General features: G+C 57.4%; 18 protein-coding genes and 1 tRNA gene. 6 read left to right on the top strand and 13 right to left on the bottom strand.

Annotated elements, in window-relative coordinates; all coding sequences use genetic code 11:
• Positions 1-17: 17 nt before the first annotated feature.
• Together glnA and QS713_RS05970 are read left to right on the top strand one after the other, a co-directional pair.
• Positions 18-1,445, top strand: a complete 1,428-nt coding sequence (gene glnA / locus QS713_RS05975; protein ID WP_313273320.1) for a type I glutamate--ammonia ligase — start codon at positions 18-20, stop codon at positions 1,443-1,445.
• Positions 1,446-1,487: 42 nt separating this feature from the next.
• Positions 1,488-2,351, top strand: a complete 864-nt coding sequence (locus QS713_RS05970) for an HAD family hydrolase (protein ID WP_313273317.1) — start codon at positions 1,488-1,490, stop codon at positions 2,349-2,351.
• A 20-nt stretch (positions 2,352-2,371) separates the two neighbouring features.
• Here QS713_RS05970 and QS713_RS05965 read toward each other — a convergent pair whose 3' ends face one another.
• A complete protein-coding gene (locus QS713_RS05965; RefSeq protein ID WP_313273315.1) occupies positions 2,372-2,899 on the bottom strand; it encodes a methylated-DNA--[protein]-cysteine S-methyltransferase in 528 nt (175 codons plus the stop codon).
• Positions 2,900-3,004: 105 nt separating this feature from the next.
• Here QS713_RS05965 and QS713_RS05960 point away from each other — a divergent pair, with 105 nt between their 5' ends.
• On the top strand, positions 3,005-4,804 hold the full coding sequence (locus QS713_RS05960; protein WP_313273313.1) for an AMP-dependent synthetase/ligase: 1,800 nt from the start codon (positions 3,005-3,007) through the stop codon (positions 4,802-4,804).
• On the opposite strand, the gene uvrA is transcribed toward QS713_RS05960, so the two are convergent.
• The gene (gene uvrA / locus QS713_RS05955) at positions 4,801-7,668 is read right to left on the bottom strand and encodes an excinuclease ABC subunit UvrA (protein ID WP_313273312.1); all 2,868 of its coding nucleotides are present in this window, start codon (positions 7,666-7,668) and stop codon (positions 4,801-4,803) included. The two genes, QS713_RS05960 and uvrA, sit on opposite strands and share 4 nt — an antisense overlap.
• Before the next feature lie 104 nt (positions 7,669-7,772).
• Here uvrA and QS713_RS05950 point away from each other — a divergent pair, with 104 nt between their 5' ends.
• Positions 7,773-8,102 carry a YciI family protein gene (locus tag QS713_RS05950; RefSeq protein ID WP_313273310.1) on the top strand — a complete coding sequence of 110 codons (330 nt, stop codon included), beginning with the start codon at positions 7,773-7,775 and terminating at the stop codon, positions 8,100-8,102.
• Positions 8,103-8,216: 114 nt separating this feature from the next.
• Here QS713_RS05950 and QS713_RS05945 read toward each other — a convergent pair whose 3' ends face one another.
• On the bottom strand, positions 8,217-9,053 hold the full coding sequence (locus tag QS713_RS05945; RefSeq protein ID WP_313273308.1) for an alpha/beta fold hydrolase: 837 nt from the start codon (positions 9,051-9,053) through the stop codon (positions 8,217-8,219).
• Between the two features lie 82 nt (positions 9,054-9,135).
• Between QS713_RS05945 and QS713_RS05940 the strand changes: the two genes are divergently transcribed.
• Complete coding sequence (locus QS713_RS05940; protein ID WP_313273305.1) at positions 9,136-10,116, top strand: bile acid:sodium symporter family protein; 981 nt, start codon at positions 9,136-9,138, stop codon at positions 10,114-10,116.
• Between the two features lies 1 nt (position 10,117).
• Here the strand turns inward: QS713_RS05940 and QS713_RS05935 are convergent, their stop codons facing one another.
• The 7 genes from QS713_RS05935 to QS713_RS05905 form a co-directional block, all read right to left on the bottom strand.
• Positions 10,118-12,493, bottom strand: coding sequence for an HAD-IC family P-type ATPase (locus tag QS713_RS05935; RefSeq protein ID WP_313273302.1), 2,376 nt, complete (start codon positions 12,491-12,493; stop codon positions 10,118-10,120).
• A gap of 84 nt (positions 12,494-12,577) precedes the next feature.
• Positions 12,578-13,564: a TerC/Alx family metal homeostasis membrane protein gene (locus QS713_RS05930; protein WP_313273299.1), complete on the bottom strand. Its 987-nt coding sequence runs from the start codon at positions 13,562-13,564 to the stop codon at positions 12,578-12,580.
• Between the two features lie 156 nt (positions 13,565-13,720).
• Positions 13,721-15,799: an excinuclease ABC subunit UvrB gene (uvrB, locus tag QS713_RS05925; RefSeq protein ID WP_313273296.1), complete on the bottom strand. Its 2,079-nt coding sequence runs from the start codon at positions 15,797-15,799 to the stop codon at positions 13,721-13,723.
• 54 nt (positions 15,800-15,853) lie between these two features.
• The gene (gene coaE, locus QS713_RS05920) at positions 15,854-16,510 is read right to left on the bottom strand and encodes a dephospho-CoA kinase (protein WP_313273295.1); all 657 of its coding nucleotides are present in this window, start codon (positions 16,508-16,510) and stop codon (positions 15,854-15,856) included.
• Positions 16,511-16,608: 98 nt separating this feature from the next.
• Positions 16,609-18,057 (bottom strand): 30S ribosomal protein S1, encoded by a 1,449-nt coding sequence (gene rpsA, locus QS713_RS05915; RefSeq protein WP_102215840.1) that lies wholly within the window; start codon positions 18,055-18,057, stop codon positions 16,609-16,611.
• A gap of 212 nt (positions 18,058-18,269) precedes the next feature.
• Positions 18,270-20,945, bottom strand: a complete 2,676-nt coding sequence (gene polA / locus QS713_RS05910; protein WP_313273291.1) for a DNA polymerase I — start codon at positions 20,943-20,945, stop codon at positions 18,270-18,272.
• A gap of 180 nt (positions 20,946-21,125) precedes the next feature.
• Positions 21,126-21,719, bottom strand: coding sequence for an ANTAR domain-containing response regulator (locus QS713_RS05905; protein ID WP_313273288.1), 594 nt, complete (start codon positions 21,717-21,719; stop codon positions 21,126-21,128).
• Positions 21,720-21,842: 123 nt separating this feature from the next.
• Between QS713_RS05905 and QS713_RS05900 the strand changes: the two genes are divergently transcribed.
• A tRNA-Leu gene (locus tag QS713_RS05900) sits at positions 21,843-21,916 on the top strand.
• Positions 21,917-22,121: 205 nt separating this feature from the next.
• Here QS713_RS05900 and QS713_RS05895 read toward each other — a convergent pair.
• The 3 genes from QS713_RS05895 to lgt all read right to left on the bottom strand — a co-directional run bounded on the left by QS713_RS05895 (position 22,122) and on the right by lgt (position 24,966).
• Entirely contained in the window at positions 22,122-22,325 is a 204-nt protein-coding gene (locus tag QS713_RS05895) for a hypothetical protein (protein WP_102215843.1), read from the bottom strand.
• A 339-nt stretch (positions 22,326-22,664) separates the two neighbouring features.
• Positions 22,665-24,116, bottom strand: coding sequence for a pyruvate kinase (gene pyk, locus QS713_RS05890; protein ID WP_102215844.1), 1,452 nt, complete (start codon positions 24,114-24,116; stop codon positions 22,665-22,667).
• Positions 24,117-24,120: 4 nt separating this feature from the next.
• Positions 24,121-24,966: a prolipoprotein diacylglyceryl transferase gene (lgt, locus tag QS713_RS05885; RefSeq protein WP_313273285.1), complete on the bottom strand. Its 846-nt coding sequence runs from the start codon at positions 24,964-24,966 to the stop codon at positions 24,121-24,123.
• Positions 24,967-25,238: the final 272 nt, after the last annotated feature.

Raw genomic sequence — 25,238 nt, 5'->3', positions numbered from 1 at the left:
TTACGGAAGGCAGTTTCATGTTCGAATCGTCAGAGCAAGCGCTGACATATGTGGAAGAACACAGCATCGAGTTTATTGATATTCGTTTCTGCGACCTAGTGGGGGTGCAGCAGCACTTCACTGTTCCAGCCGACCAGCTAGCAGACGTTCTGGAAGCAGGCGTTATGTTCGACGGCTCTTCAATCCGCGGGTTCACCCAAATTCACGAGTCCGACATGAAGCTAATTCCGGACGTCACTTCCGCGTACGTGGACCCATTCCGCACGCATCCGACGCTCGTGATCCTGTTTTCGATTGTGGATCCGTTCACGGACGAACCATTCTCGCGCGACCCACGGCAGGTAGCCGCAAAAGCGGAAGCATATCTGCGTTCAACCGGGATTGCGGACACGTGCTACGTGGGTGCGGAAGCGGAGTTTTACGTATTCGACACCGTTTCGTATCAAACCCAGCCGCACGACACGTCCTTCTTTATTGATTCCGATGAGGGATATTGGAACTCGGGGCGAAAAGGTACGCGGGAGCATCCGAACCTCGCGCACACGATTGGCCGCAAAGGTGGGTACACGCCCGTGGGTCCGGCCGATGATAAGGCGGAGCTGCGTGACTCGATCGCGTCCACACTGGCGCAAGTGGGTTTGCAGGTGGAACGCGGGCACCACGAATGTGGTTCCGGTGGGCAGCATGAGATTAACTACCGGTTCGATTCCCTCCGTACCGCTGCTGATGATTTGTTGAAGTTCAAATACGTTGTGAAGAACCGCACGCACGAGTTCAACCAGACCGCCACGTTCATGCCTAAACCCCTGTTTGGCGACAACGGTTCGGGGATGCACTGCCACTTCTCCCTGTGGCAAGACGGGGAACCCCTGTTTTACGACGCAAATGGGTACGGGCAGTTGTCGGACACGGCCCGCTGGTTTATTGGCGGACTGCTTGCCCACGCTCCGGCGTTGCTGGCGTTCACGAACCCGTCAATTAACTCTTTTAGGCGGCTAGTTCCCGGTTTTGAGGCGCCCGTGAACCTCGTGTATTCCGCGCGGAACCGGTCGGCGTGCATCCGCATTCCAGTTACCGGCACGTCGCCGAAAGCCAAACGCGTGGAGTATCGCGTGCCCGACCCCACCGCGAACCCGTACCTGGCGTTTGCCGCGTGCCTCATGGCGGGAATAGATGGGATCCGCAACCGGATCGAACCACGCGAACCTATCGATAAGGACCTCTACGAGCTGCCCCCTGAGGAATATCACGACATCGAAAAACTACCGGCGTCACTGGAGGCCGCGTTGGACGCCCTCGAGGAAGACCACGAGTTTTTGCTCGACGGTGATGTGTTCACCCAAGACCTGGTGGAAACGTGGATTCGGTACAAGCGCGAGCAAGAAATCGCGCCGATGCGCGCCTACCCGCATCCGTACGAGTTCGAACTGTATTACAACCTGTAGCCGAGGGTGCTTACCGGTTCACAAACAGGCATACTCGAAGGTATGCGCAACGTTACGAACCTGAATGCACTTCCAGAACAAACCCAGCGGGCACTATCGCGCGTACGCCTCGCGGTAGTGGACATGGACGGCACGCTTTTGCTGCCCGGCGGAGATTTTCCGCCTGGCATCTGGGACCTGCTGGACGAGCTGGATGACGCTGGGATTACATTTGTGCCTGTGTCGGGGCGGCAGCAGTACACGCTTGCCCGCATGTTCGACTCACACCACCCGGGGATGACGCTGATTGGCGAAAACGGTGGGATGATCCGCCGCGATGGCCACGGCGAACCTACCGTCGTGTTCGAACCCGATCTGGTGCATGCGCTGATTGACGCGGTCCGGCAACTGCGTGCAGAAAACTATGACGTGGGCCTGCTGCTTTCCACTCCCGAAGGTGCGTACGTTGAACGCACTGACCAGCCGTTCTTGGACCAGGTGCTGTACTACAACGTGCGTACCAACCAGATTGGTGATTTGCATGAGGCAGGCGCGTCCCCATGCACAAAAATGGCGCTGTACGACTTCGGCCACCCGGACACGGGTTCGTACGCCCGGCTGGCACCGTTCAAGGACCAGCTGCAAATCGTGCGGGCAGCTGACCACTGGTTAGATTTCATGCCCCTGGGGTCAAACAAGGGCGTTGCCGTGCGCACTCTGCAAGCCGAACTGGGGATCAGCCACGACGAAACCATCGGGTTTGGTGATTACGAGAACGACAACGAACTGTTGGACGCGTGCGGATTTTCTTTTGCGATGGCGAACGCACACGAGAACGTGTTTCCACACGCCCGCTACGTTGCCGAGCATCACGCGGACACGGGGGTGCTCAAAGTAATGAAGTGGATCTTAAACCACCGTCGTTAGGCCGCTCGCACCACGCCCGGTCAGAGGCCAGACAGCAGATCGGCGGAACGCGTGTGGGGCGCGTGCGTAGCCCGGTACTCAAGCTGCAAGAGGGCGCGTTTGCGTTCCACCCCACCGGTGAATCCCGTGATGGACCCGTCCGCTCCAATCACCCGGTGGCACGGCAACACGATGCACAGGGGGTTACGTCCCACAGCTGATCCAACTGCCCGCGCAGCACCCGGCTTACCGAGCTTACGAGCAATATCCCCATACGAAACCGTTTCCCCATACGGAATCGCTTCTAAAGCCCGCCACACGCGCTCACTAAAAGCTGGGCCACTCACATTATGAGGCACCGCGAAGGTGCGCAGCTCGCCCTCAAAATAAGCCGCCAACTCTTCAGCCGCATTCGACAAAACGGAATCTGCCGGGGACACCCACACCCCGACGTAGGGGTTATCCGTGCGGGTATGATCCGCAAACTGACACGCAACTAGCTCATCTGAACGCGCCGACAAGATCAAGTCCCCAATCGGGCTCACCGTCAAAGTGCTCCGCAAAACCACCGGCTACTACTCCTCACCATTAAACGCATTCAGTCTAGCGTTTAACCTCAAGGCGTTTCATCAACTATTGTTAAGTTACACTCGACTATTGTTTTGAAGGAGACCGTGGTGTTGTTTCGTGGACGCAACCGTTCGCACCCTAACCGCAGTGAATGCACCGTTTACGATTTCATGGTTAAACGCGCGCGTAAATCACCGAATCAGGTTGCTGTCCGTCGGCGCCGTGGCGTGGGCGGTTGGACCGGGGTTACGGCGCGGCAACTGCTCAACGAAATCAATGAGTGCGCCCGCGGTTTCCTCGGGATGGGCCTAAAAAAAGGCGACCGGGTGGCGATCATGGCATCCACCTCATACGAATGGATGCTGCTTGACTACGCGGCCTCCTCCTTGGGGATAGTCATCGTCCCGATTTACGATTCAGACTCCGCCGAGCAAATCACGTGGATTACCCGTAAAGCACACATTCAAATGGCGATCTGTGACACGATTCAACGCTACGAACTGCTGGAACACGCGTGCGCACCCACTGTGAAACAGTTCTTCACCCTCGAATCAGACGGCCTACAAACCCTCATTGACGCGGGCGCTCAGGTAGACGAAAATCAGCTCACCACGGCACAGTCGCAACCACAAATTGATGACATCGCCACGATCATATTCACCTCCGGCACCACCGGTAAGCCCAAAGGTGCGATTCTAAGGCACCGCAACTTCGTCGATACGATCTACGCGATCCACGAGCGGGTTCCTTATGCGATCGGCGACCCGAATCAGAGCTTGCTGCTCTTTCTCCCGCTCGCGCACGTGCTCGCCCGCTTCGTGCAATACGCGGTTCTAGCCGGCCCCGCCGTGGTCGCTCACAGCCCCGACACGAAGAACCTCCTCACGGACATGGAGAGCTTTAAACCCACCGCGCTCCTACTAGTCCCCCGCGTACTCGAAAAAATCTACAACGCCGCGGAAGCTAAAGCCGGCAAGGGTCTGCGTCTAAAACTGTTCCGGTGGGCGGCCTCGCGTGCCATCGCGTTCTCGAAAGCACAGCACACCCGCCTGGGGCCATCGGCGCGTCTGCGTGCCGAAAAAGCGCTCGCCCACCGCCTGGTGCTCCACCGGGTGACGGATGTGCTCGGCCCAATGCAGTACATGGTGATTGGTGGCGCCCCCCTGTCTTCCGATTTAGGGCACTTCTTTCACGGCCTCGGCATCGAGATTTTGCAAGGCTGGGGCCTATCGGAAACTACCGGCCCCGCCACCCTCTCAGACCCCGTCACGACCCCCATGGAATCCGTTGGTTCGGCTTTGCCAGGCAACGAACTGCGCATCAGCTCCGACGGAGAAGTGTGCGTGCGTGGCGACGTCGTGTTCCACGGGTACCTCGACGACCCAGAACAGACCCAGGAGGCACTTCAAGACGGCTGGTTCCACACCGGTGACCTCGGCACGTTAGATGAGCGCGGGAACCTCACCATTACGGGGCGGATGAAAGACCTCATCGTCACGGCCGGTGGGAAAAACGTGTCCCCCGCCGTGCTGGAGGACGCGTTGATAACCCACCCCCTCATCGCCCACGTGGTGGTGGTCGGTGAGAAACGCCCCTACATCGGAGCCCTAATTACGCTAGATGAAGAAATGCTCCCAACCTGGCTGGAAAACCACGGGCTAGACCCGATCTCCCCGATCGCAGCCACCCACGACCCGAACGTGCGGGCTTCCCTGGACCGCGCCATTAAACGCGCTAACAAAGCGGTGTCCCGCGCGGAGTCAATTCGCCGGTTCCGCATCATCAACGCGCAGTTCACGGTCGACAACGGGTACCTCACGCCCTCACTGAAAATCAAACGCAACGTAATCACCCGCGACTTCGCAAACGAAATCGACGCGCTGTACAACGAGGAAGACGACTAGTCGATTGACTCGCGTTCCTCAACGGGTGAACTAGCCAACACCTTCTTTAGGTACTGCCCGGTGTAAGACGCGGCAACGGTGGCCACATCCTCGGGGGTACCCTGCGCGATCACAGTGCCGCCGCCTTCACCACCTTCTGGCCCCATGTCGATTACCCAGTCCGTGGATTTAATAATGTCCAGGTTGTGTTCGATCACGATCACGGTATTGCCCTTATCCACCAGGCCCTGCAATACCAACAGGAGCTTACGGATGTCCTCGGAATGCAAACCCGTGGTGGGTTCGTCCAGCACGTACACGGAACGCCCACGGGAACGCCGCTGCAGTTCGGACGCCAACTTCACGCGCTGAGCCTCACCGCCCGACAGGGTGGTTGCGGACTGGCCTAAACGCACGTATCCCAACCCGACTTCCACGAGCGTATTGAGGTGCCGCGCGATCTTTTGGATCGGGGCGAAAAATTCCGCAGCCTGCGCGATTGGCATTTCCAAAATGTCAGACACGGTCTTGCCCTTATACAAGATCTCCAGCGTCTCGCGGTTGTAGCGTTTACCGTGGCACACTTCGCACGGCACGTACACGTCAGGCAGGAAGTTCATTTCTATCTTGAGGGTACCGTCCCCTTTGCATGCCTCGCACCGACCGCCTTTGACGTTGAACGAGAAGCGGCCCGGCGTGTACCCACGCACTTGCGCCTCCGGCGTTTGTGCGAACAGTTGCCGCACGTGGTCCCACACGCCGGTGTACGTCGCGGGGTTTGAACGCGGAGTGCGCCCGATTGGCGACTGGTCCACGTGCACCACTTTGTCCAGATCTTCCGTGCCGGTCACGGACGTGTGCCGGCCGGGAACGAGCTGTGCCCGGTTCAGCCGCGTCGCGAGTGAACGGTACAAAATGGAGTTCACGAGCGTCGACTTTCCAGACCCAGATACGCCCGTGACGGAGATGAACACGCCGCGGGGGAACTTAACGGTAATGTTGCGCAGGTTGTTCTCCCGCGCCCCCTTCACCGTAATCATCTGTTTCTTGTTCACCGGCCGCCGTTTTGACGGCACAGCAATCGCCTTCCGCCCCGACAGGTAGTCCCCCGTCAACGATTGAGTGTTTTTCTTCAGCGCCGCAACCGTGCCGGAGTGGATGATTTCGCCGCCCTCTTCCCCCGCTCGCGGCCCAATGTCCACGATCCAGTCGGCAGATTCAATCGTTTCTTCATCGTGCTCCACCACGATCAAGGTGTTCCCCAGGTCGCGCAGGTGAAGGAGCGTGTCGATCAGGCGCCGGTTGTCGCGCTGATGCAAGCCGATTGACGGTTCGTCGAGTACGTACAGCACTCCCACCAGGCCCGAACCTATCTGCGTTGCCAGTCGGATTCGTTGCGCTTCCCCGCCAGACAGGGTTCCGGCCGCGCGTGAAAGCGTTAGGTAGTTCAGCCCCACGTCTAACAGGAATTGCATGCGCACCAGTACTTCAGTCAACACGGGTTTGGCAATTTTCGCCGCCGCCCCTTCTAGCTTGAGGGTAGACAGCAGTTCGTGCGCCCGCGCAATAGACAGGTCTGATAGCTGCGCGATTGAAACTCCCCCAACCGTGACGGCCAGAACCTCAGGTTTTAACCGGGCCCCGTGACACTTGGTGCACGGAACCTCCCGCATGTACGAGTTCAACCGGTCCAACTGGTTCTCAGACTCAGTTTCTTCCCGTTTGCGTTCAATGTACTGTACTGCGCCTTCGAACCCCGTCGTGTAGGAGCGTTCACGCCCCCACCGGTTGCGGTACCGCACGTGTACCTTGTAGTCACGCCCGTGCAACACCGCTTTTTGAATCTTCTTCGGCAGATCTTTCCACGGCGTATCCATAGAAAAATCTAACTGTTTCGCCAAGCCCTTCAACAAATTGCGGTGGTACTTGTTGTTCGCTGTCCACACCGCTACCGCACCTTCGGCTAATGACAGTTCCTTATCGGGCACCACTAGGTCTTCATCCACTTCCAACCGCGAACCAATTCCGGAACACGTGGGGCACGCCCCGTATGGAGCGTTGAATGAGAACGTGCGCGGCTCAATCTCCTCAAGCGTCAACTCATGGTTATTGGGGCAAGCGCGTTTTTCCGAAAACCGACGCGACCGCGCCGGATCATCTTCGGGCAGGTCCACGCGTTCAACCACCACGATCCCATTCGTTAAACCGAGCGCTGTTTCCACCGAATCTGTTAGCCGCTGGTGAATCCCCTCGCGAATAACTAGGCGGTCCACTACCACGTCAATATCGTGACGCAGCTTCTTCTCCAAAACCGGCACGTCATCGAGCCGGAACTGTTCCCCATCGACCACCACGCGGGCGAACCCTTTTTCGCGCAGCTCCTCAAACAAATCCTGGTACTCGCCCTTGCGGCCACGCACCATGGGCGCACGCACAATAAACCGGGTGCGCTGCGGAAACTCCATCACCGCGTCCACAATCTGCTGCGGGGTTTGCGACACGATCTCTTCGCCACACACCGGGCAGTGCTGAATCCCAGCCCGCGCGTAGAGCAACCGCAAGTAATCGTGAATCTCCGTAATCGTCCCCACCGTGGACCGCGGGTTGCGGGACGTGGACTTTTGATCAATCGAAACAGCGGGCGAAAGACCCTCAATGAAATCCACGTCCGGCTTGTCCATCTGCCCCAAAAACTGGCGGGCATACGACGACAAAGACTCCACATACCGCCGCTGCCCCTCAGCGAAAATCGTGTCAAACGCAAGTGAGGACTTACCTGACCCAGACAAACCGGTGAACACCACCATTTTGTCGCGCGGCAAATCGACATTAACGCTCTTCAAGTTATGTTGACGGGCTCCGCGGACTACAAGATTCTCATGCACATCACCCACTCTAGATCATCGTCGCAAACTGTCGCACAACTGTTCGATTGAGAATCCTCACTAAAGGCCTAGAAAATTAACGATTTCAGGAGGATACTGGTTATATGCCGATTTATGCTGTGACCTACGAATACGAACCATCGACGCAAACATTTTTGAACGAACTGCGCCACTCGCACCGCAGCTATCTGCGTGGGCTGAATGCGCAGGGGAAACTCATTTCTTCCGGGCACTTGCGCGACGCCACGTTCGCCGGCGCGCTCCTGCTCATGCACACTGCTACTGCGCGGGAAGCGCAAGAGCTACTGGAAAAAGACCCGTTCTTCTCACAGGGCCTGGTGCGGCGCATAATTATCCGCGAATGGGAACCCACGATTGGGGAGATGGCGGAGAAATTTGAAACTCCCGCTGATTTTCCACAGCCCAACCCCTGATCCTCGGCCGCTTCTCTAATTCGCTGGCCCACTAGGTGTAGGCACTGTGGTTAGCGCGAGGTCCCCGCTTCCGAAGACGCGGGGACCTTTCTGGCTGAAAAATTGGATTGGCAACTACTTCATGCCGTAGCTGAGCTTAGTGGCTCCGAACTTGAAGCGAAACGGCTTTATCTGTGCCATCGCCTGGCTGAGCGCCACCCGGACTTCATCGGGGCGTTCCACCGCACTCATGTGAGCCGCATCCGTAATCTCCTGCACGGTCACAGCGTCGTTACCGCCGTTTCTAACCGTTTTCGCGAACTCGTGGGCCTCATTGGGCGGGAGCGTCTGATCGTGCGTCGCGCAGATAATATTCAACGGTTGCTGCAGTTTTGCCGCACCATCGCGGTTATCCATCGAAGCGATCACCTCGCAGCACTGCGCGTACCCCTCGTCAGCGCAGGATATGAACGTGTTGCGGGTGCGCTGCACGCGCGGGCCACCCTGGGCGAGGAACTGGGGGGTGAACCACCGTTGCATCGTTGCATCCACCAGTGACTGCGTGCCATTCGACCGCACGGCCGCCGCCTTTTCCTCCCACGCGCTCGACGGTTCCAACACCGGCCCCGACGACAGCATGGTTACTGATTTAACCCGTTCCGGCGCGTTTATTGCCAACCACAAACTGAGCATTCCACCCAGCGACAACCCAGCCGCGTGGAACGTGTCTACCCCCACGTCGTCCAACATTTTCAAAATCGCGCGCCCAAGGTCCTCAACCTGGGCGGGCCCATCCACATCAAGCAGTGGGGACAGGCCGTGCCCGGGAAGATCGTAGCGAACCACGCGGAACTTGGTGAGCGCCGGCATCACGTCATCCCACATGTGCCGATCAGATCCAAGCGCTGACCCCAGTAGTAGCACCGGCGCTTCCGGGTGTCCCTTAATGTCGCAAGAAAGATTTGTATCCATGCCTTTACGCTAGCACTTAAAGCCGCTGTGACCCATGCCAACCCTCATGGCAACGCGGGGGAACTTTGCTATGGTGACAAAAGTGAAGTTATCGCGTTATATAGACCCGTTTATTGTCTCCCTAGTGACCATTTTGGTGCTGGGAATTTTGATTCCAATTCCCTCCGGGTGGATTAAGGCTCTTGAAATAGCGGGCAAAGTTGCGGTAATGGCCCTGTTCCTCGTATACGGAATGCGGCTTCGCACCTCTGAAGTTTGGGAAGGTTTAAAGAATCTCAAACTTCAAGGGACCGTAATGTTTTCCACGTTCGTGTTCATTCCCCTGCTGGGGTGGGCACTTTATCCGCTTTTGAGGCACGAGGCACTGCTTGGCCCCACGTTCGCCCTGGGGGTACTGTACATGACGCTGCTGCCTTCCACAGTGCAGTCCTCCGTGTCGTTCACATCGATTGCCGGAGGGAACGTGGCGGGCGCGGTCTGCTCTGCGACCGTGTCTAATATTATCGGCATGGTCATTACACCACTGCTGGTCATGCTCATAATGGGGGCAAAAACGGGGGTGGGCAGTGACTCGATAATTAACGTTTTGATTCAGCTATTGATCCCCTTTATTATCGGCCAGCTACTGCAACCAAAAGTAGGGAACTGGGTTCGACGCTCAAAGTGGCTAACTAAAGCGGTGGACCGCGGCACCATTCTGATTGTCGTCGCCGCCGGTATTGCCGGTGCTACCGCGCGCGGATTGTGGGCCACTGTGTCGTGGAAAGACGCGATTATGCTCATCATCGCAGCTGCCATAATCCTGGCTATCGTCATGTCAGCAACCTGGCGGGCCGGGCGTGTCCTCAAACTGTCCCGACCCGACAACATCGCGTTACTCATGTGTGGTTCCAAGAAATCCCTAGCCACCGGCCTGCCGATGGCGGCGATCATCTTCCCCCCGCACATAGTTGCGCAAGTGACGATCCCGGTCATTGTTTTCCACCAGCTACAGCTCATGGTCGCAGCCGTGCTGTCACGCCGCCTCGCCGCTGGTAACGCAGAGGACACCTCCACCTGGTAGGTCACCGAACGATGCGGGTCACGGCACCGTACGCTCGGTCGTGGGTTCGGTGAATCCCCTCTAAAAGCAGTGCCTGCACGATGCCGGCCAAGACGATTATCAGCCACGTCCATCCCGTCGGCCACTGCAGTGCGAAGAAGGTGCGCAGCATCGGCGTCATTACGGTAACTACCGCTAAACCCGCCATGGTGGTCAGGAGCGCGATGCGCCACGGCACTAGGGGCCGCGACAAGATGCCAAGTAAGTAGAGCCCACCAATAACTACCGCGAGGGTCGCAGCTGTGGATGATTCCTCCCTGGTTTCACCGCAAAGCCGGTATATCACCAGGGCGGTAATGCCAATCACTGCGGCTGAAGGCACAGCCAATGCCAGGGTGCGTTGCAAGAACCCGGGTGTGTAGCGGCGCTTGTTGGGTGCGAGTGCCAAGAAGAATGAGGGAATGCCGATTGTGAGGCTAGAGATGATCGTCATTTGCCGCGGCAAAAACGGGAACCGCCACGCCATAAGGGCAACCACCGCGGAGATAGCGGCAACGTAGAAGGTCTTCGTTAAGAACAGGGACGAGACGCGCTCCATGTTCGCGATAATGCGCCGTCCCTGCGCCACGACGCCCGGGAGTTTGGAGAACTTTCCATCAACCAGCACCACTTTCGCCACTGCTTTTGTAGCCGTGGTGCCCGACCCCATTGCGATCCCCAGGTCTGCAGCTTTCAGTGCCAAAACGTCGTTTACACCGTCACCCGTCATCGCCACCGTGTGCCCGTCAGCTTGCAGGGCCTTCACCATTTTGCGTTTCACATCCGGGGTGACGCGGCCAAACACGTCGTATTCTTGACACACGCGGCGGGCTTCAGCCTCATCTTGCGGAAACTCGCGGGCGTCAAACGTCCGCACCTGCCGGTCCCCGCATAAGTTTACGCGCTGCGCCAACGCGCCCACAGTAGTGGGGTTGTCTCCGGAGATGACCTTTAACCCCACTTCTTGTTCCCTAAAGTACTGCAGCGTTTCTTCGGCATCCGAACGGATTTCCTCTTGCAAAACCACCAGCAGAACCGGCGCAAGATCGTCTGCCAGCTCTGGTTCGTCCTCATTCAGCGGTTGCTTTGAACGCACTAGGCACACCACGCGCGCTCCCTGCTTAGCGCATTCATCGACTTGTTCGCGGGCTTGCTGCGCGGCCTCTCCCCTAGCTTGCTTCAGCAGAATCTCGGGCGCACCGAAGAACCAGGTTCCCTCATGGTCCTGCAGGGCAGACCACTTGCGCGACGAATCGAACGCGACATACCGGTCCGGATCCGACGGGGAAACGTCTTCTAGAGCGGATTTAACGGCCCGCGCGGTGTCATTCCCCTCGTCACTCACTAAGTACGCCAACGCGCGGCGGCCCGCCTGGTCATCATCCACATAGTGGTTCATGTCGGTGACCGTCATTGTCCCCGTGGTGAGCGTCCCGGTTTTGTCCAAACACAACCGATCGACACGGGCCAGTACCTCCACTGCATTCAACTCTTGAACCAGCACGTTCTGGCGAGCCAACTGCGCGGACGCCAACGCGAAGTTCATGGAGGTGAGTAGCACCAGACCTTGCGGAATCATGCCCACAACTCCCGCGATCGCCAAGACGACGGCGTGCTGCCACGACACGCCCTCCGCACTGCGCAGCTGCGACCACACCAACAGGCACACCATCGGCACGATCACCCAGGAAATCCACTTCAACACCCGATCGATGCCCTCGGCAATCTCGGAGCGAGCGCGAGTGAACTGCTTCGCCTCCGCGGTTAGCTGCCCCGCGTACGCATCCCTGCCCACGGCGGTTGCTTGGAACACCCCGTTGCCCGCCACGATAGTCGTGCCAGACATGAGCGAATCCCCCGCCTGCTTCGCCACGGGCACGGACTCCCCCGTAAGCATCGACTCATCTACCCGCAACCCCGCAGCGTGGCACACCTCACCGTCCGCAACCACCTGGTCGCCCGCGCTCACACAAATCACGTCCTGCGTGACCACGTCTGATGATGCGATCTCCTGAGCCTGTCCGTCGCGCACCACCACTGTTTTCGGCGATTGAAGTATCGCCAGCTTGTCTAGCGTGCGTTTTGCCCGCAGTTCCGAACCGGTTCCAATGAGGATATTTGCGACCATCACCACGCCGAACACGGCGTCTTGCCACTGCCCCACCAGCAGCACAACGACCATGCAAGAAACCAAGATCGCGTTAAAAATGGTCAGCAAGTTGGTCCGCAAAATCGCTTTGAACGACCGCGATGAGCGCGTGTTCATCTTGTTCGACTCACCGCGCTCTTGCGCCTGCTTCACTTGCGCGGTAGTTAACCCAGATTCTGCGTACGTAGAAATGGCACTAACATCTTTCACACGCACTAGCTTAGCGGTATCTAACTACACCAGGAGACCCCGACCGGCCCTCAAGCAAAATCAAAAGGAAAACCGGTTTGTTCGCTACGAACGCGACTTGTCTTTGCGGGACTTCCAAATGGATGCGACTACCGTGACTACCAGGGTGACGATGATGAAGCCTAAAGAACCAGGGATGCCGATTTCGGGAACGTCGAAACCCTTGCCGCCGTTTAAGAAACTAAACGTATTCTCGTGCATAGCGTGCAAAATCAGCTTCACCCCAATGAACGCGAGGATCGCAGCTAAACCAAAGTGCAGGTAAACGAGTTTTTCTAACAGGCCATCGATCAAAAAGTACAATTGCCGCAACCCAAGCAGGGCAAACGCGTTGGCGGCAAACACGATGAACGGCTCGCGCGTTAACCCGAAAATCGCGGGAATCGAATCGAACGCGAACATGAGGTCCGCGGAGCCGAGCGCGACGATTACGAGCAACAGAGGTGTAATGTAGGTGCGGCCCGCATGCCGATGCAACAGTTTGTCGGACACGAACCCGTCAGTAACCGGGAACACCTTCCGCATGAGGGTCACGAACTTCGGTTCCGTATACTCCGCGTCCGCTTCGTCATCTTGCAACCCATCTCGCACCTGCGTGTACGCCGTGTAAAGCAACCACAGGCCAAAAATGTAGAAAATCCACGCCCACCGCGCAATAATCGCACCCCCAATTAGGATGAACACGAGCCGCAGCACGAGCGCAATGATAATACCGGACAGCAGCACTTTCTGTTGGAATGCGCGCGGGACGCGGAATGCGCCAATAATTATGATGAACACGAACAGGTTGTCGAGCGAAAGCGACCACTCGGTGATCCACCCCGCCCAGTACTCCCCCGCGTACTTCAGCCCCCAAATCCCCCAGATCAGAAGGCCAAATGCTAACGCTAAAGCAATGTATCCGGCGCTCCATTTAGCGGCTTCTTTTAGGGTGGGTTCGTGCGGGGTGCGCACGTGCCCAAAAATGTCTACCGCCACCAGCGCTACGACTACGGCCGCTAGTCCGAGCCAGCCGAGAAGATGGACGTCCAAAACGATGGTCCCTTCAGTGGATTATCTGCAGTTTTAACAATATCGCACCCAGTTTAATCGGCCCGGGTTGCGCTCGCGGCAACAACATAATGTGAGGTAGTTGGCGAGCCAGTGTTCGGGCCCAGCAGGTGCCCACACAAAAGCTGTGACCGTGCTTTAGTTAGCGGCCCGCATCTGCCGCAGCTCCTGTTTTAGTTCCGACAGTTCGTCGCGCAACCGGGCTGCAACCTCAAACTGGAGGTCTTCCGCGGCGGCATGCATCTGCTGGGTCAGCTGGTCAATCAGCCCCTCCAGGTCCGCCTCCGCTGCACCTGCCAGTTGGGCGCGCGTCGACAGTCCCTCAAGGCCCTTATCCGCATCCGTAACCGGCTGGCGGTACCCTCCGGAAAGCAGTTCCTCCGTGTCAATATCCTCACGGGCAAGCATGTCGGTGACGTCTTGGATTTTTTTCCGCAGCGGCTGCGGGTCCACCCCGTGTTCCTTGTTATACGCTATCTGCTTCTCGCGCCGGCGCTGCGTTTCGTCGATCGCGTACCGCATGGATTCCGTAATGTGGTCCGCGTACATGTGCACTTGCCCATTCACGTTCCTGGCGGCACGCCCAATCGTTTGAATCAAAGATGTGGTGGACCGCAAGAACCCCTCTTTGTCCGCATCCAGAATCGCGACCAGTGACACTTCCGGCAAGTCCAGTCCCTCACGCAGCAAGTTAATCCCCACCAGCACGTCGAACTTCCCCATGCGCAGTTCCCGCAGCAGTTCCACCCGCCGGAGCGTATCCACGTCAGAATGCAGGTATTCCACGCGGATATCGCGCGCCAGCAGGTAGTCTGTCAGTTCTTCCGCCATTTTTTTCGTGAGGGTAGTTACCAGAACCCGTTCGTTCCGTTCCACCCGCTGGTTAATTTCATCCATGAGGTCATCGATTTGCCCCTCCGTGGGTTTCACAATCACTTTCGGGTCTACCAGACCGGTTGGGCGGATGATTTGCTCCACCACTCCGTGCGATTGCTCCAATTCGTACGGGCCGGGCGTTGCAGACATGTAGATGGTTTGGCCGATGCGTTCCAAGAACTCATCCCACTTTAGGGGCCGGTTATCCATCGCCGATGGTAAGCGGAAACCGTGGTCAACGAGCGTGCGTTTACGGGACATGTCCCCTTCGTACATCGCCCCGATTTGCGGTACTGTCACGTGCGATTCGTCGATTACCAGAACGAAGTCGTCCGGAAAGTAATCCAGGAGGGTGTGCGGCGGGGTACCTGGCCCGCGGCCGTCAATGTGCCTCGAATAGTTCTCAATCCCCGAACACGAGCCAATCTCCCTCATCATCTCCAGGTCATACGTGGTGCGCATTTGCAGGCGCTGCGCCTCAAGCAACTTATTTTGCTTCTTAAACCACGCCACCCGCTCATCCAGTTCCGCTTCAATCGACTCGATCGCGTGCTTCATCCGTTCCTCCCCCGCCACGTAGTGGGATGCGGGGAACAAGAACGCGTGGTCGACCTCGCGAATCAAATTCCCTGTCAGCGGATGCAGCACCGCGAGGTTCTCAATCTCGTCGCCGAACATTTCTATGCGGATTGCAAGTTCCTCATACACGGGAATGATTTCGATCGTGTCCCCACGCACGCGGAACGTGCCACGCGTGAACGCCACGTCGTTGCGGGTGTATTGCATGGCGACGAACTGGCGCAGCAGCTCATTGCGGTCGATTTCCATCCCCACCTGCAGTTCCACCATGCGCGCCACGTATTCTTCGGGGGTCCCGAGGCCGTAAATGCAGGACACGGACGCAACCACCACGGTGTCACGGCGGGTCAATAAACTATTAGTGGCGGAGTGGCGCAAACGTTCTACCTCGTCGTTAATAGACGAGTCTTTTTCTATATACGTATCCGTTTGCGGCACATAGGCTTCCGGCTGGTAGTAGTCGTAGTAGGACACGAAGTATTCAACCGCGTTATGGGGTAGTAGTTCCCGCAGTTCCGCCGCCAGTTGCGCCGCCAGTGTCTTATTGGGCGCCATCACCAGTGTCGGCCGTTGGATCTGTTCGATTGTCCACGCTGCGGTCGCGGACTTACCAGTGCCCGTTGCTCCCAGTAGAACCACGTCTTTTTCCCCCGCATTAATCCGGTCTCGCAACTGTGCGATCGCGCTGGGCTGGTCCCCGGAGGGGCTGAATTCGGAAACGACTTCGAACGCTGCTTCTTGGCGCACAATAGGGCTATCCATACCCGCTAGTCTACGTGCCTACCGGGTTTTCGCCACGCGCGTTCGCTTCCCGCGTTAAACCGTTTGGTCTGCGATTTCCAGGTGCGTATCGAGCAGTTCCGTGAGGCGGTGGGCGTCTTCGCGCAGTTTGCTTGCGGTCGCGTTGTTGCGCACTTCTATGTGGGCGTGGTCGAGGCGTTCTTGATCGCTCAGTTGTGCACGCACCCTAGCGTCAAACTTTTCGCGGCTCAGTCCTCGCTTTTGCTGCACCCACGCCCTCCGTTTCTCTAGCGGCGCGGTAATCACCACAACCGCATCCACGTTGTTTACCCCGCCGGATTCTATGAGCACCGGCGCGTCGTAGAATGCGTAGCGACCCGGTGCGTTCGCCATGAGTGCTTGCGCTCGTTCGTGAATCAGTGGGTGCGTGATGGCGTTTAGATCCGCGCGGGCCGCAGGGTTATTGAAAACTATTTCTGCCAACCGCGCGCGGTTGAGCTGGCCATCTGGGGCAATCACCGCTGCTCCGAACCGGTGCTCAATCTGAGCCAACGCCGGCTCACCGGGCCCCACGATCTCGCGTGCAATCCGGTCCGCATCCGCCACAACTTTCCCTAAGCGACGCAGCGCAGTTGTGAACGTGGACTTACCGCTTCCTATTCCCCCGGTGATCCCCACTCGATAGACTCGCTTGCGTGCAGCTGGTGGGAGTGGCCGCAGTTTGATTAGCATGCGCGTGCCCTTTCAGATCATTGTTCTAGCGTTTCCATAGCATAAGTGGGCTCAGCCACTGGCTGAGCCCACTCTTGCTTTTTCGCTAAGTGCGCGCGTTAGTTGTTCGTCAACTTCTCACGCAGCGCTGCGAGTGCTTCGTCGGAAGCGAGCGTGCCGGAAGATTCCACGGGAGTGGAGTAGGACGCCGTGTCCTCGATCGAAGGCGCTGCTTCTGCGTCTTCTTCGAGTGCGCGCGCCACCTGTGCCTTGTGCGCTTCCCACCGGGCGTGTGCTTGCGCGTACTGTTCTTCCCAAGCGTCCCGCTGCTCTTCGTAACCTTCCATCCATTCCTGGGTTTCCGGATCGAAGCCTTCGGGGTACTTGTACTCGCCGTTCTCGTCGTATTCTGCGGCCATACCGTACAGGGACGGGTCGAAGTCCTCCGAGTTCGGGTCGATGCCCTCGTTCGCCTGCTTCAGTGACAGGGAGATGCGGCGGCGTTCCAAGTCGATGTCAATGATCTTGACGAAGACTTCGTTGCCAACCTTAACGACCTGCTCGGGCGTATCGATGTGACGCTGAGCCAGCTCGGAAATGTGCACCAGGCCTTCGATTCCGTCTTCCACGCGGACGAACGCGCCGAACGGAACCAGCTTCGTGACCTTGCCGGGCACAACCTGGCCGATGGCGTGCGTGCGGGCGAATACCTGCCACGGATCCTCTTGCGTGGCCTTCAGGGACAGTGAAACGCGTTCGCGGTTCATGTCCACATCCAGAACCTCCACGGTAACCTCGTCGCCCACCTCAACCACTTCGGACGGGTGGTCGATGTGCTTCCAGGACAGTTCGGATACGTGCACAAGGCCGTCTACGCCACCCAGGTCCACGAACGCGCCGAAGTTGACGATCGAGGAGATGACACCTGTGCGGATTTGACCTTTTTGCAAGGTGTTGAGGAAGTTTGTGCGGACCTCAGACTGGGTCTGCTCGAGCCATGCGCGGCGCGAAAGAACAACGTTGTTGCGGTTCTTGTCGAGCTCAATGATTTTCGCTTCGAGTTCGCGCCCAATGTAGGGCTGCAGGTCGCGCACGCGACGCATTTCAACCAGTGATGCCGGGAGGAAGCCGCGCAGACCGATGTCTAGGATCAGACCACCTTTAACAACCTCGATGACGGTGCCGGTAACAACCCCGTCCTCTTCCTTGATGTTTTCAATGGTGCCCCAGGCACGTTCGTATTGGGCGCGCTTCTTCGAAAGAAGTAGGCGGCCTTCCTTGTCCTCCATTTGTAGGACTAGCGCTTCGGTCGTGTCTCCAACTTCAACCACGTCGTCTGGGTCGACGTCGTGTTTGATGGAAAGTTCGCGTGAAAGAATAACGCCTTCGGTTTTGTAACCGATGTCGAGCAGGACTTCGTCACGGTCGACCTTGACGACTGTACCTTCGACGATGTCGCCTTCTTTGAAATATTTAATGGTCTCGTCGACTGCGGCGAGTAGATCCTCTTCGGATCCAATGTCGTTTACGGCAACCTGCTCGGGCTGCTGGGGCGTAGAGGTGGTCATATATTTATGTTCCCCAAATTTGCTTATAGTAGTTATCGGACAGAGTACATGCGTGCCTCACACCTGTTATGGGGTGCATATCCATTGGATATTTCCCAGTTGGGAGAGCAGAGTGTCAGACACACAATGCCGATACTATCAGGTAACAGGCCCGCAATTACTAGCCGTATCCCCCTATTCAGAAAGAGAGATTGGTCGCATTTTACTGTTTTTTAGTGTGCGGCTGTTCTCCATGAGGCCCCCACCCCCACTGACACGTCCAGAGGAACATCCAGGTGGCCGGCACTGCCCATCTGCTCACGCAGTATTGATTCGACCTGGTCAACCTCGTTTTCCCCCACTTCAAGCACTAGCTCATCATGAACTTGCAGGAGCATGCGGGCACGCAAACCAGCATCCGCCAATGCTTTTTCTACGTTCAGCATCGCGACTTTAATGATGTCGGCGGCCGACCCTTGAATGGGTGCGTTGAGGGCAGCGCGTTCCGCAATTTCGCGCCGTTGCCGGTTCGTGGAGTTCAGGTCTGGGAAGTACCTGCGCCGCCCCATGATCGTCTCGGTGTACCCCGTGTGCCGTGCTTGCTGCACGATGGCTTGGAGGAAGTCCTGTACCCCTCCGAACCGTTCGAAATATTGTTTGCGCAGCGCACGCGCCTCATTCACGCTCGTACCTAACTGCTGTGACAGACCGTAGGCAGACAAGCCGTACGCCAACCCGTAGGACGTGGCTTTGATTCGCGACCGCAAGTGTTGATCCACATCCTCAACCGGCACGTGAAACACCATCGCAGCCATGGTTTTGTGTAGGTCCTCACCGGATTTAAACGCCTCAATCAACGCGGAATCTCTAGACAAGTGCGCCATTATCCGCATTTCAATCTGCGAGTAATCGGCGGTAACTAGCAGATCGTAATCTTGGCCGGGGACGAACGCTTCGCGAATCCGCATCCCTTCACTGGTGCGGGCCGGGATGTTCTGCAGGTTCGGATCCGACGAAGCCAGCCGGCCTGTCGCAGCCGCAGTTTGTTGGAAAGTCGTGTGGATCCGCCCATCTGGCGCCACGGCGTCAATCAGGCCGTCCACGGTTTGCCGGCGTTTAATCTTGTCGCGGTGCGCCAGCAGGTTCTCTAAGAACGGGTGGTGGGTTTGCGCGTAGAGTTTCTCGAGGGCCGCCGCGTTAGTTGTGTACCCGGTTTTGATCTTGCGGGTTTTCGGCATGTTCAGATCTTCGAACAGCACTGTCTGCAGCTGCTTTGGGCTGGAAAGATTAACTTGTTTCCCGATTGCATCGTATGCGCCTTGCGCTGCCTGCTGGGTTTCTTTCGCTAGCTCCCCCGCCAGGTCTTGCAGCACGCGCCGATCGACCTGTATGCCGCGCGCTTCCATTCGGTAGAGCACTCGTTGCAGGGGAGCTTCCAGATCCGCGAACAGTTCGCTTGCGTTCCGCTGGTCCAACCACTCTTCCAGCTGTTCGCGCAGGTCAAACACGGCGCATGCCAACTGTGCGAGGGTCGCGGTATCCGCAAATAGTGGTTGCTGTTTTTTATCTTCCGGTTCCGGTACTTCTCGGTCGAGATATGCTTGCGCCAGTGTGGATATCCGGTAGTTCGCCCATCCCGGCTGACACAGGTACGCCGCTAATTCCACGTCGAACAGATCATCGCCAAGCTCCATGCCTCGCTCAGCAAATTGGTGTCGCAGGGTTTTTGCGCCACGGACCGCGAGAGGGGTCGACGCAAGTAGTGCACCCAGTTCTTTTTCTCGCTGTGCATCCAGTTCCAGGGGATCCAGTACGAGCGCCCGACTGTCGCGGTAGAGTGCGATTTGCGCGATTTCTTTGTTTCGTTCGTGCGGGAACACGTCAATAGCAATCCCCCGCGCCGCCTTCACTTGCTTCGCCCACTCTTGCACCGAAATATCACGGGTGGTTTGCACGTGCGTTTCTTGAGGGGTTTCCTGATGGGTTTCTTGAGGCGCCGAGTTCTGCAGCGCATGTGCCTCACCAGCTTCTCCCACGTCAACGGCCCGCACCCGGTCGCGTAACGTGCGAATCTGAAGGCTGTCGAAGAGTTTACCGAGAGCTACGTGGTCCACCGGCTGGCGGCGCAGAGCATCCAGGTCCACCCCCAAGTCCACGTCGGTACGCAAGTGGTTTAACCGCCGGTTACGTTTCACATCTTCCGCGTGCTCACGCAGCGCTTCGCCCCGTTTACCACCGATCTTATCGGCATTCGCCAGCACTCCTTCGAGACCATCGTATTTTCGAATCCACTGGGCCGCAGTTTTCTCCCCAACGCCGGGTACACCGGGCAGGTTGTCGGCCTTTTCCCCTACGAGTGCGGCGATGTGCGGGTAGCGCGCGGGTTCCACCCCGTATTTTTCTTCTATCGCGGCCGTGTCCATGATCCGCAGGTCCGATGGGCTCCGACCCGGGTAGATCACTTGCACTTGGTCGGTGATCAGCTGGAACGAGTCGCGATCGCCCGATGCCACGAGCACGTGCGCACCCTGGTCCTGCCCCATGTGCGCCAGGGTTGCGAGGATATCGTCAGCTTCGAATCCCTCTTTCGTCAAAACCGCGATGCCCATCGCTTTAAGCACCTGTTCGATCAACGGCACCTGGTCTTTGAACTCTTCGGGAGTTTTCTTCCGCCCCGCTTTGTAGTCTGCGTACTCCTGGTTCCGAAACGATCCGCTGGCGAGGTCGAAAGCGACTGCGAGGTGAGTGGGCTGGTGCGTTTCCAGCATCTTCACGAGCATGGACACGAATCCGTAGACCGCGTTCGTGTGCTGCCCGCCGGAGGTAGTGAAGTTCTCCGCGGGGAGCGCGTAAAAGGCCCGAAATGCCATCGAGTGTCCGTCAATTACCAGTAGTTCCGATTCACTCATCGAGTGGAGATTCCTTTCACTACGCTCATTCACTACGCTCGTTATCCGGCGCGTTCGATTAGTCCCAAGTTCTTAGTGGTGCCCTTTCACAGGCGCGTACGGGAGGTCGTTCCCCGCCACCGTAGACACCCACTTATCCTCGTTATGTTAGCCGGGTTAAAAGATGTGGGCTTTGAGGGGTTAGCTCTCCGTGACCTGCTCGATCACTGCGTCCGCAACCTCACGCATCGACAGGCGCCGGTCCATGGATGTTTTTTGGATCCACCGGAAGGCATCTGGCTCACTCATGCCCATGCTGTTCATAAGCAGTCCCTTTGCGCGGTCAACGCGCTTGCGGGTTTCGAACCGTTCGGTGAGGTCCGCGATTTCGTCTTCCATCGCCATCATTTCACTTTGCCGCGACAGGGCGATGTTAACGGCGGGCAGCAAGTCGGTTGGTGAGAACGGTTTCACCACGTATGCCATTGCACCGGCGTCACGTGCCCGTTCAACCAGTTCGGTCTGCGAAAATGCTGTGAGCATAACCACAGCGCAGGAGAGTTCCTTCAGAATATTCTCGGCCGCAGTGATCCCGTCCATTTTCGGCATTTTCACGTCGAGCACACAGACATCTGGTTCCAGCTCGAGGGCTTTACTCACCGCGTCCTCACCATTGTCACATTCCGCAACCACGTCGTATCCAGCGCCCTTCAGCGTTTCCACTATGTCGAGGCGGATGAGTGTCTCATCTTCAGCTACAAGAACGCGGCGCGACTGTTTCTCCAAGTTGGTCATCCTTATCCTTATTTTGAAATCTAGGTCTTGTATCCTATTCTAGTTCATGTTCGCAGATGGCGAGGTAACACGTTGGCATTCATAGCGAACATGCATTATTCTGTAACACGTGCTTAATGCAGCGGCTCGGTAGCCCAATTGGCAGAGGCGGTCGGCTCAAACCCGGCTTGTTATGGGTTCGAATCCCATCCGAGCTACTAACTAAAGAGGCCAAGGCGATTACCTTGGCCTCTTTTTTATGTTTCAACCTCGCGTTCGTGGCCTAGAGGCCGCGTTCGTGGATTCCTAATATTCCAAACGCGCGTTCGCGTGTATTCCAAACACACGTGCGTGCGCGGAGTTTACCGTTTGCTTCAACGCTGATTGTCCCGTCGGACTCAAACACACGTACGTGCGCGGGCTTTACGCCACCGGTTCCAGCAGGAGCCCTAAGAACGCGGCTGCTTGCCCACGTTTAGCAGGTTCTGCTAGCTCGTCGATTGCCTGCAGCACGCGGTGGTTCGTCATGTCTTGGAACCAGGGGCGAACCGCCTCTGAAAGACTTGTTTCGAACAGGTTGCGTGCCTGCCGGCCGCTGTGCGTGTCATAAATGCTAAATTTCTTCATTCTTCTTCCTTCCTCTTCCGTGGTGCTGTGCGCGTAGTGTGCGCAGGTAAACACCACTAATAGCTTTTGGTACTTGGGCACCGCCCGAGGCTATAGCGCTGTGTCGTCAGCGGCTTGGTGCTAGCGCAAGATGGGTAGTTGCTAGCAGCATGGGCTTCGTTGGCAAAAGCCAAGAGCGTTTAGCCAAGTTGTTTGCATCACCTTTCGGCAACACATTAAGTCTAAACAATATGCGGCGAAGAGGGAAGAGTCAAGTAAAACAAGGTGGGGTTACTCACAGTTGAGTAACCCCACTTACACCTGCCGGCCTAACAATCGCGTCCGGCCACTCCCACTGCGTTAGATCCCGAACGGCACCTGACCGCCCAAGCTGTAATCCACATCATCACCAATCGTGTGGATCCGCAGCGAGTTTGTTGAACCGGGCGTGCCCGGCGGCATCCCCGCCACAATCACAATCTCATCGCCTTCTTGAGCTAACCCGGCGAGCCGACACACCTGATCCACTTGCCACACCATGTCGTCGGTATGTTTTACCTCAGGAACCCGGTAGGTTTGCAGCCCCCACGACAGCGCAAGCTGGTTACGCGTGGTGTCCAGCGGCGTGAACGCGAGCATCGGGATCGGAGAGCGCAACCTCGACATTTGCCGCGCAGTAGAACCAGACTGGGTGAAGGTAACGATGAACTTCACGTCCAGGCGTTCCGCAATGGTGGCAGCCGCCTGCGTAATCACAGAGGACTTAGCTACGTTGAACGCGCCTAGAGGGGCAATCCGCTCCCCACCGTTCTCCTCCACGTTCTCCACGATCCGGGCCATTGTCCGTACCGCCTCAATCGGATATGCGCCCACGGACGTTTCCCCAGAAAGCATCACGGCGTCCGCACCATCCAAAATCGCGTTCGCACAGTCGGAAGCTTCCGCGCGGGTGGGACGCGGATTCTTGATCATCGAATCCATCACCTGCGTGGCTACAATCACCGGTTTAGACTGGCGTCGCGCCAGTTCGATCGCCCGCTTTTGAACCAGCGGCACGCTCTCAAGTGGCATTTCCACACCCAGGTCACCGCGAGCCACCATGATGCCGTCAAAGGCCTCAACGATTTCCAGAAGATTATCCACCGCCTGCGGCTTCTCAATCTTCGCAATCACGGGCCGGTGGATTCCCTCTTCATCCATAATGGCCCGCACGTCCTCAATATCTTTCGCATCCCGCACGAACGACAACGCAATGTAATCCGCGCCAATATTGAGTCCCCAGCGCAGATCTTCCTTATCCTTTTCTGACAGCGCGGGAACCGACACGGAAACGCCCGGGAGATTAATGCCCTTGTTATTCGACACCATTCCCGGAACTTCAACCCGGGTTTTCACATCCGTCTCGTCCACTTCAATGACGCGCACCGCGACGTTACCGTCGTCAATCAGCAGGCGGTCACCCGGCCGGCAGTCTCCTGGAAGCCCTTTAAAAGTGGTGCCAACCAGTTCTTTTGTGCCAGGAACATCGCGCGTTGTGATCGTGAACTCGTCACCGACCTCCAACTTGTGCGGGCCATTTTCAAAGCGAGCCAACCGAATCTTCGGGCCCTGCAAGTCAACTAGGACTGCAATCGCCCGCCCCGATGCACGCGCGGCTTTACGGACGCGCCGCACAACTTCCTCATGGGCCTCGACCGTGCCGTGACTGCGGTTAATCCGCGCCATATCCATCCCCGCGTCGACCAACGCTTGGATCTGTTCAGGGCTTTCAGTGGCCGGCCCAATCGTACAAACAATTTTTGCTCTGCGCATGATCCTAGTCTACGGCCTCCTGTGCCAATTCCTCTCCAATCACATTCCTGGGCTGCGACCTCTGACCGGCCACGTAGAACCCAAAAACACCAACGACAAAAACTATTAGCGATGTCCAGACATTTAACCGGACACCTAAGATGAGCGTCGCCTCATCTATCCGCAGTGCCTCAATGAAGCCTCTGCCCAAAGTGTATACGCAAATGTAAAGCCACATCAGCTGTCCACCCGCCAACCGTCGGGTGCGGTCAATCCGAATGAGCACCAACGCCATTAGCACATTCCACAGCAGTTCGTACAGAAACGTGGGGTGAAACAGTGTGCCGGGCGCCGCTGTGGCAGGAAGGTGGGCGGCGTCTATTTGCAGTCCCCACGGGAGCGTGGTGGGCCCTCCGAACAACTCTTGGTTAAACCAGTTTCCCAACCGGCCAAATGCCTGTGCAAATAGCAGTGCGGGCGCGATCGCGTCGGCAAAAGGGGCGACCCTCAGGTGGTGACGGCGCAAACAAATCCACGCGCCCAGGGCCCCCGCAGCGACCGCACCCCAAATCCCGAGCCCGCCGTTCCAGATTTTAAAGATATTGATAAGGCTCCCGTTGGGTCCAAAATATGCAGCTGGCGACGTGAACACGTGATACAGGCGGGCCCCAACGATCCCAAACGGAATCGCCCACAATGCCACCTCATAAGCCAGTTGCGGCTGACCACCCCGAGCGACATACCGCCGCTCAGTGACCTCCATGGCAATCAGCATCGCCAACGCCATGGTGATCCCATAAATGTGGATGGTCAGGGGCCCCACGTTAAACTCAGAAAACGGCGGAGACGGAATCGCCGCCGGCAGGGCCATTACCATTCGGAACCTTTCAACTGAGACCACAACTGCTACTCAACAATACTCACTTCCAAATTATACTGGGTAACCGCCCCGGAATATCAACCGGTCCTCAGTTGCGCGCAATGTGTTCACAACTATCCGCAAAACTCGAAGTTCTACGAAAACACAAAGCTCGAAGTCCTACGAAAACACAAAACTCGTGGCGCCACGAGCACATACAATCCGCGACCCTACTAGCACATAAAACTAGCGGCCCAGCAGCACATATAACTACCCACCCAACG

This window comes from Gleimia hominis, from assembly GCF_032085515.1.
Taxonomy (GTDB): Bacteria; Actinomycetota; Actinomycetes; order Actinomycetales; family Actinomycetaceae; genus Gleimia; species Gleimia hominis.
Note: the sequence above shows the minus strand (reverse complement) of the source record. Positions and strands in the feature narration are given on the sequence as shown.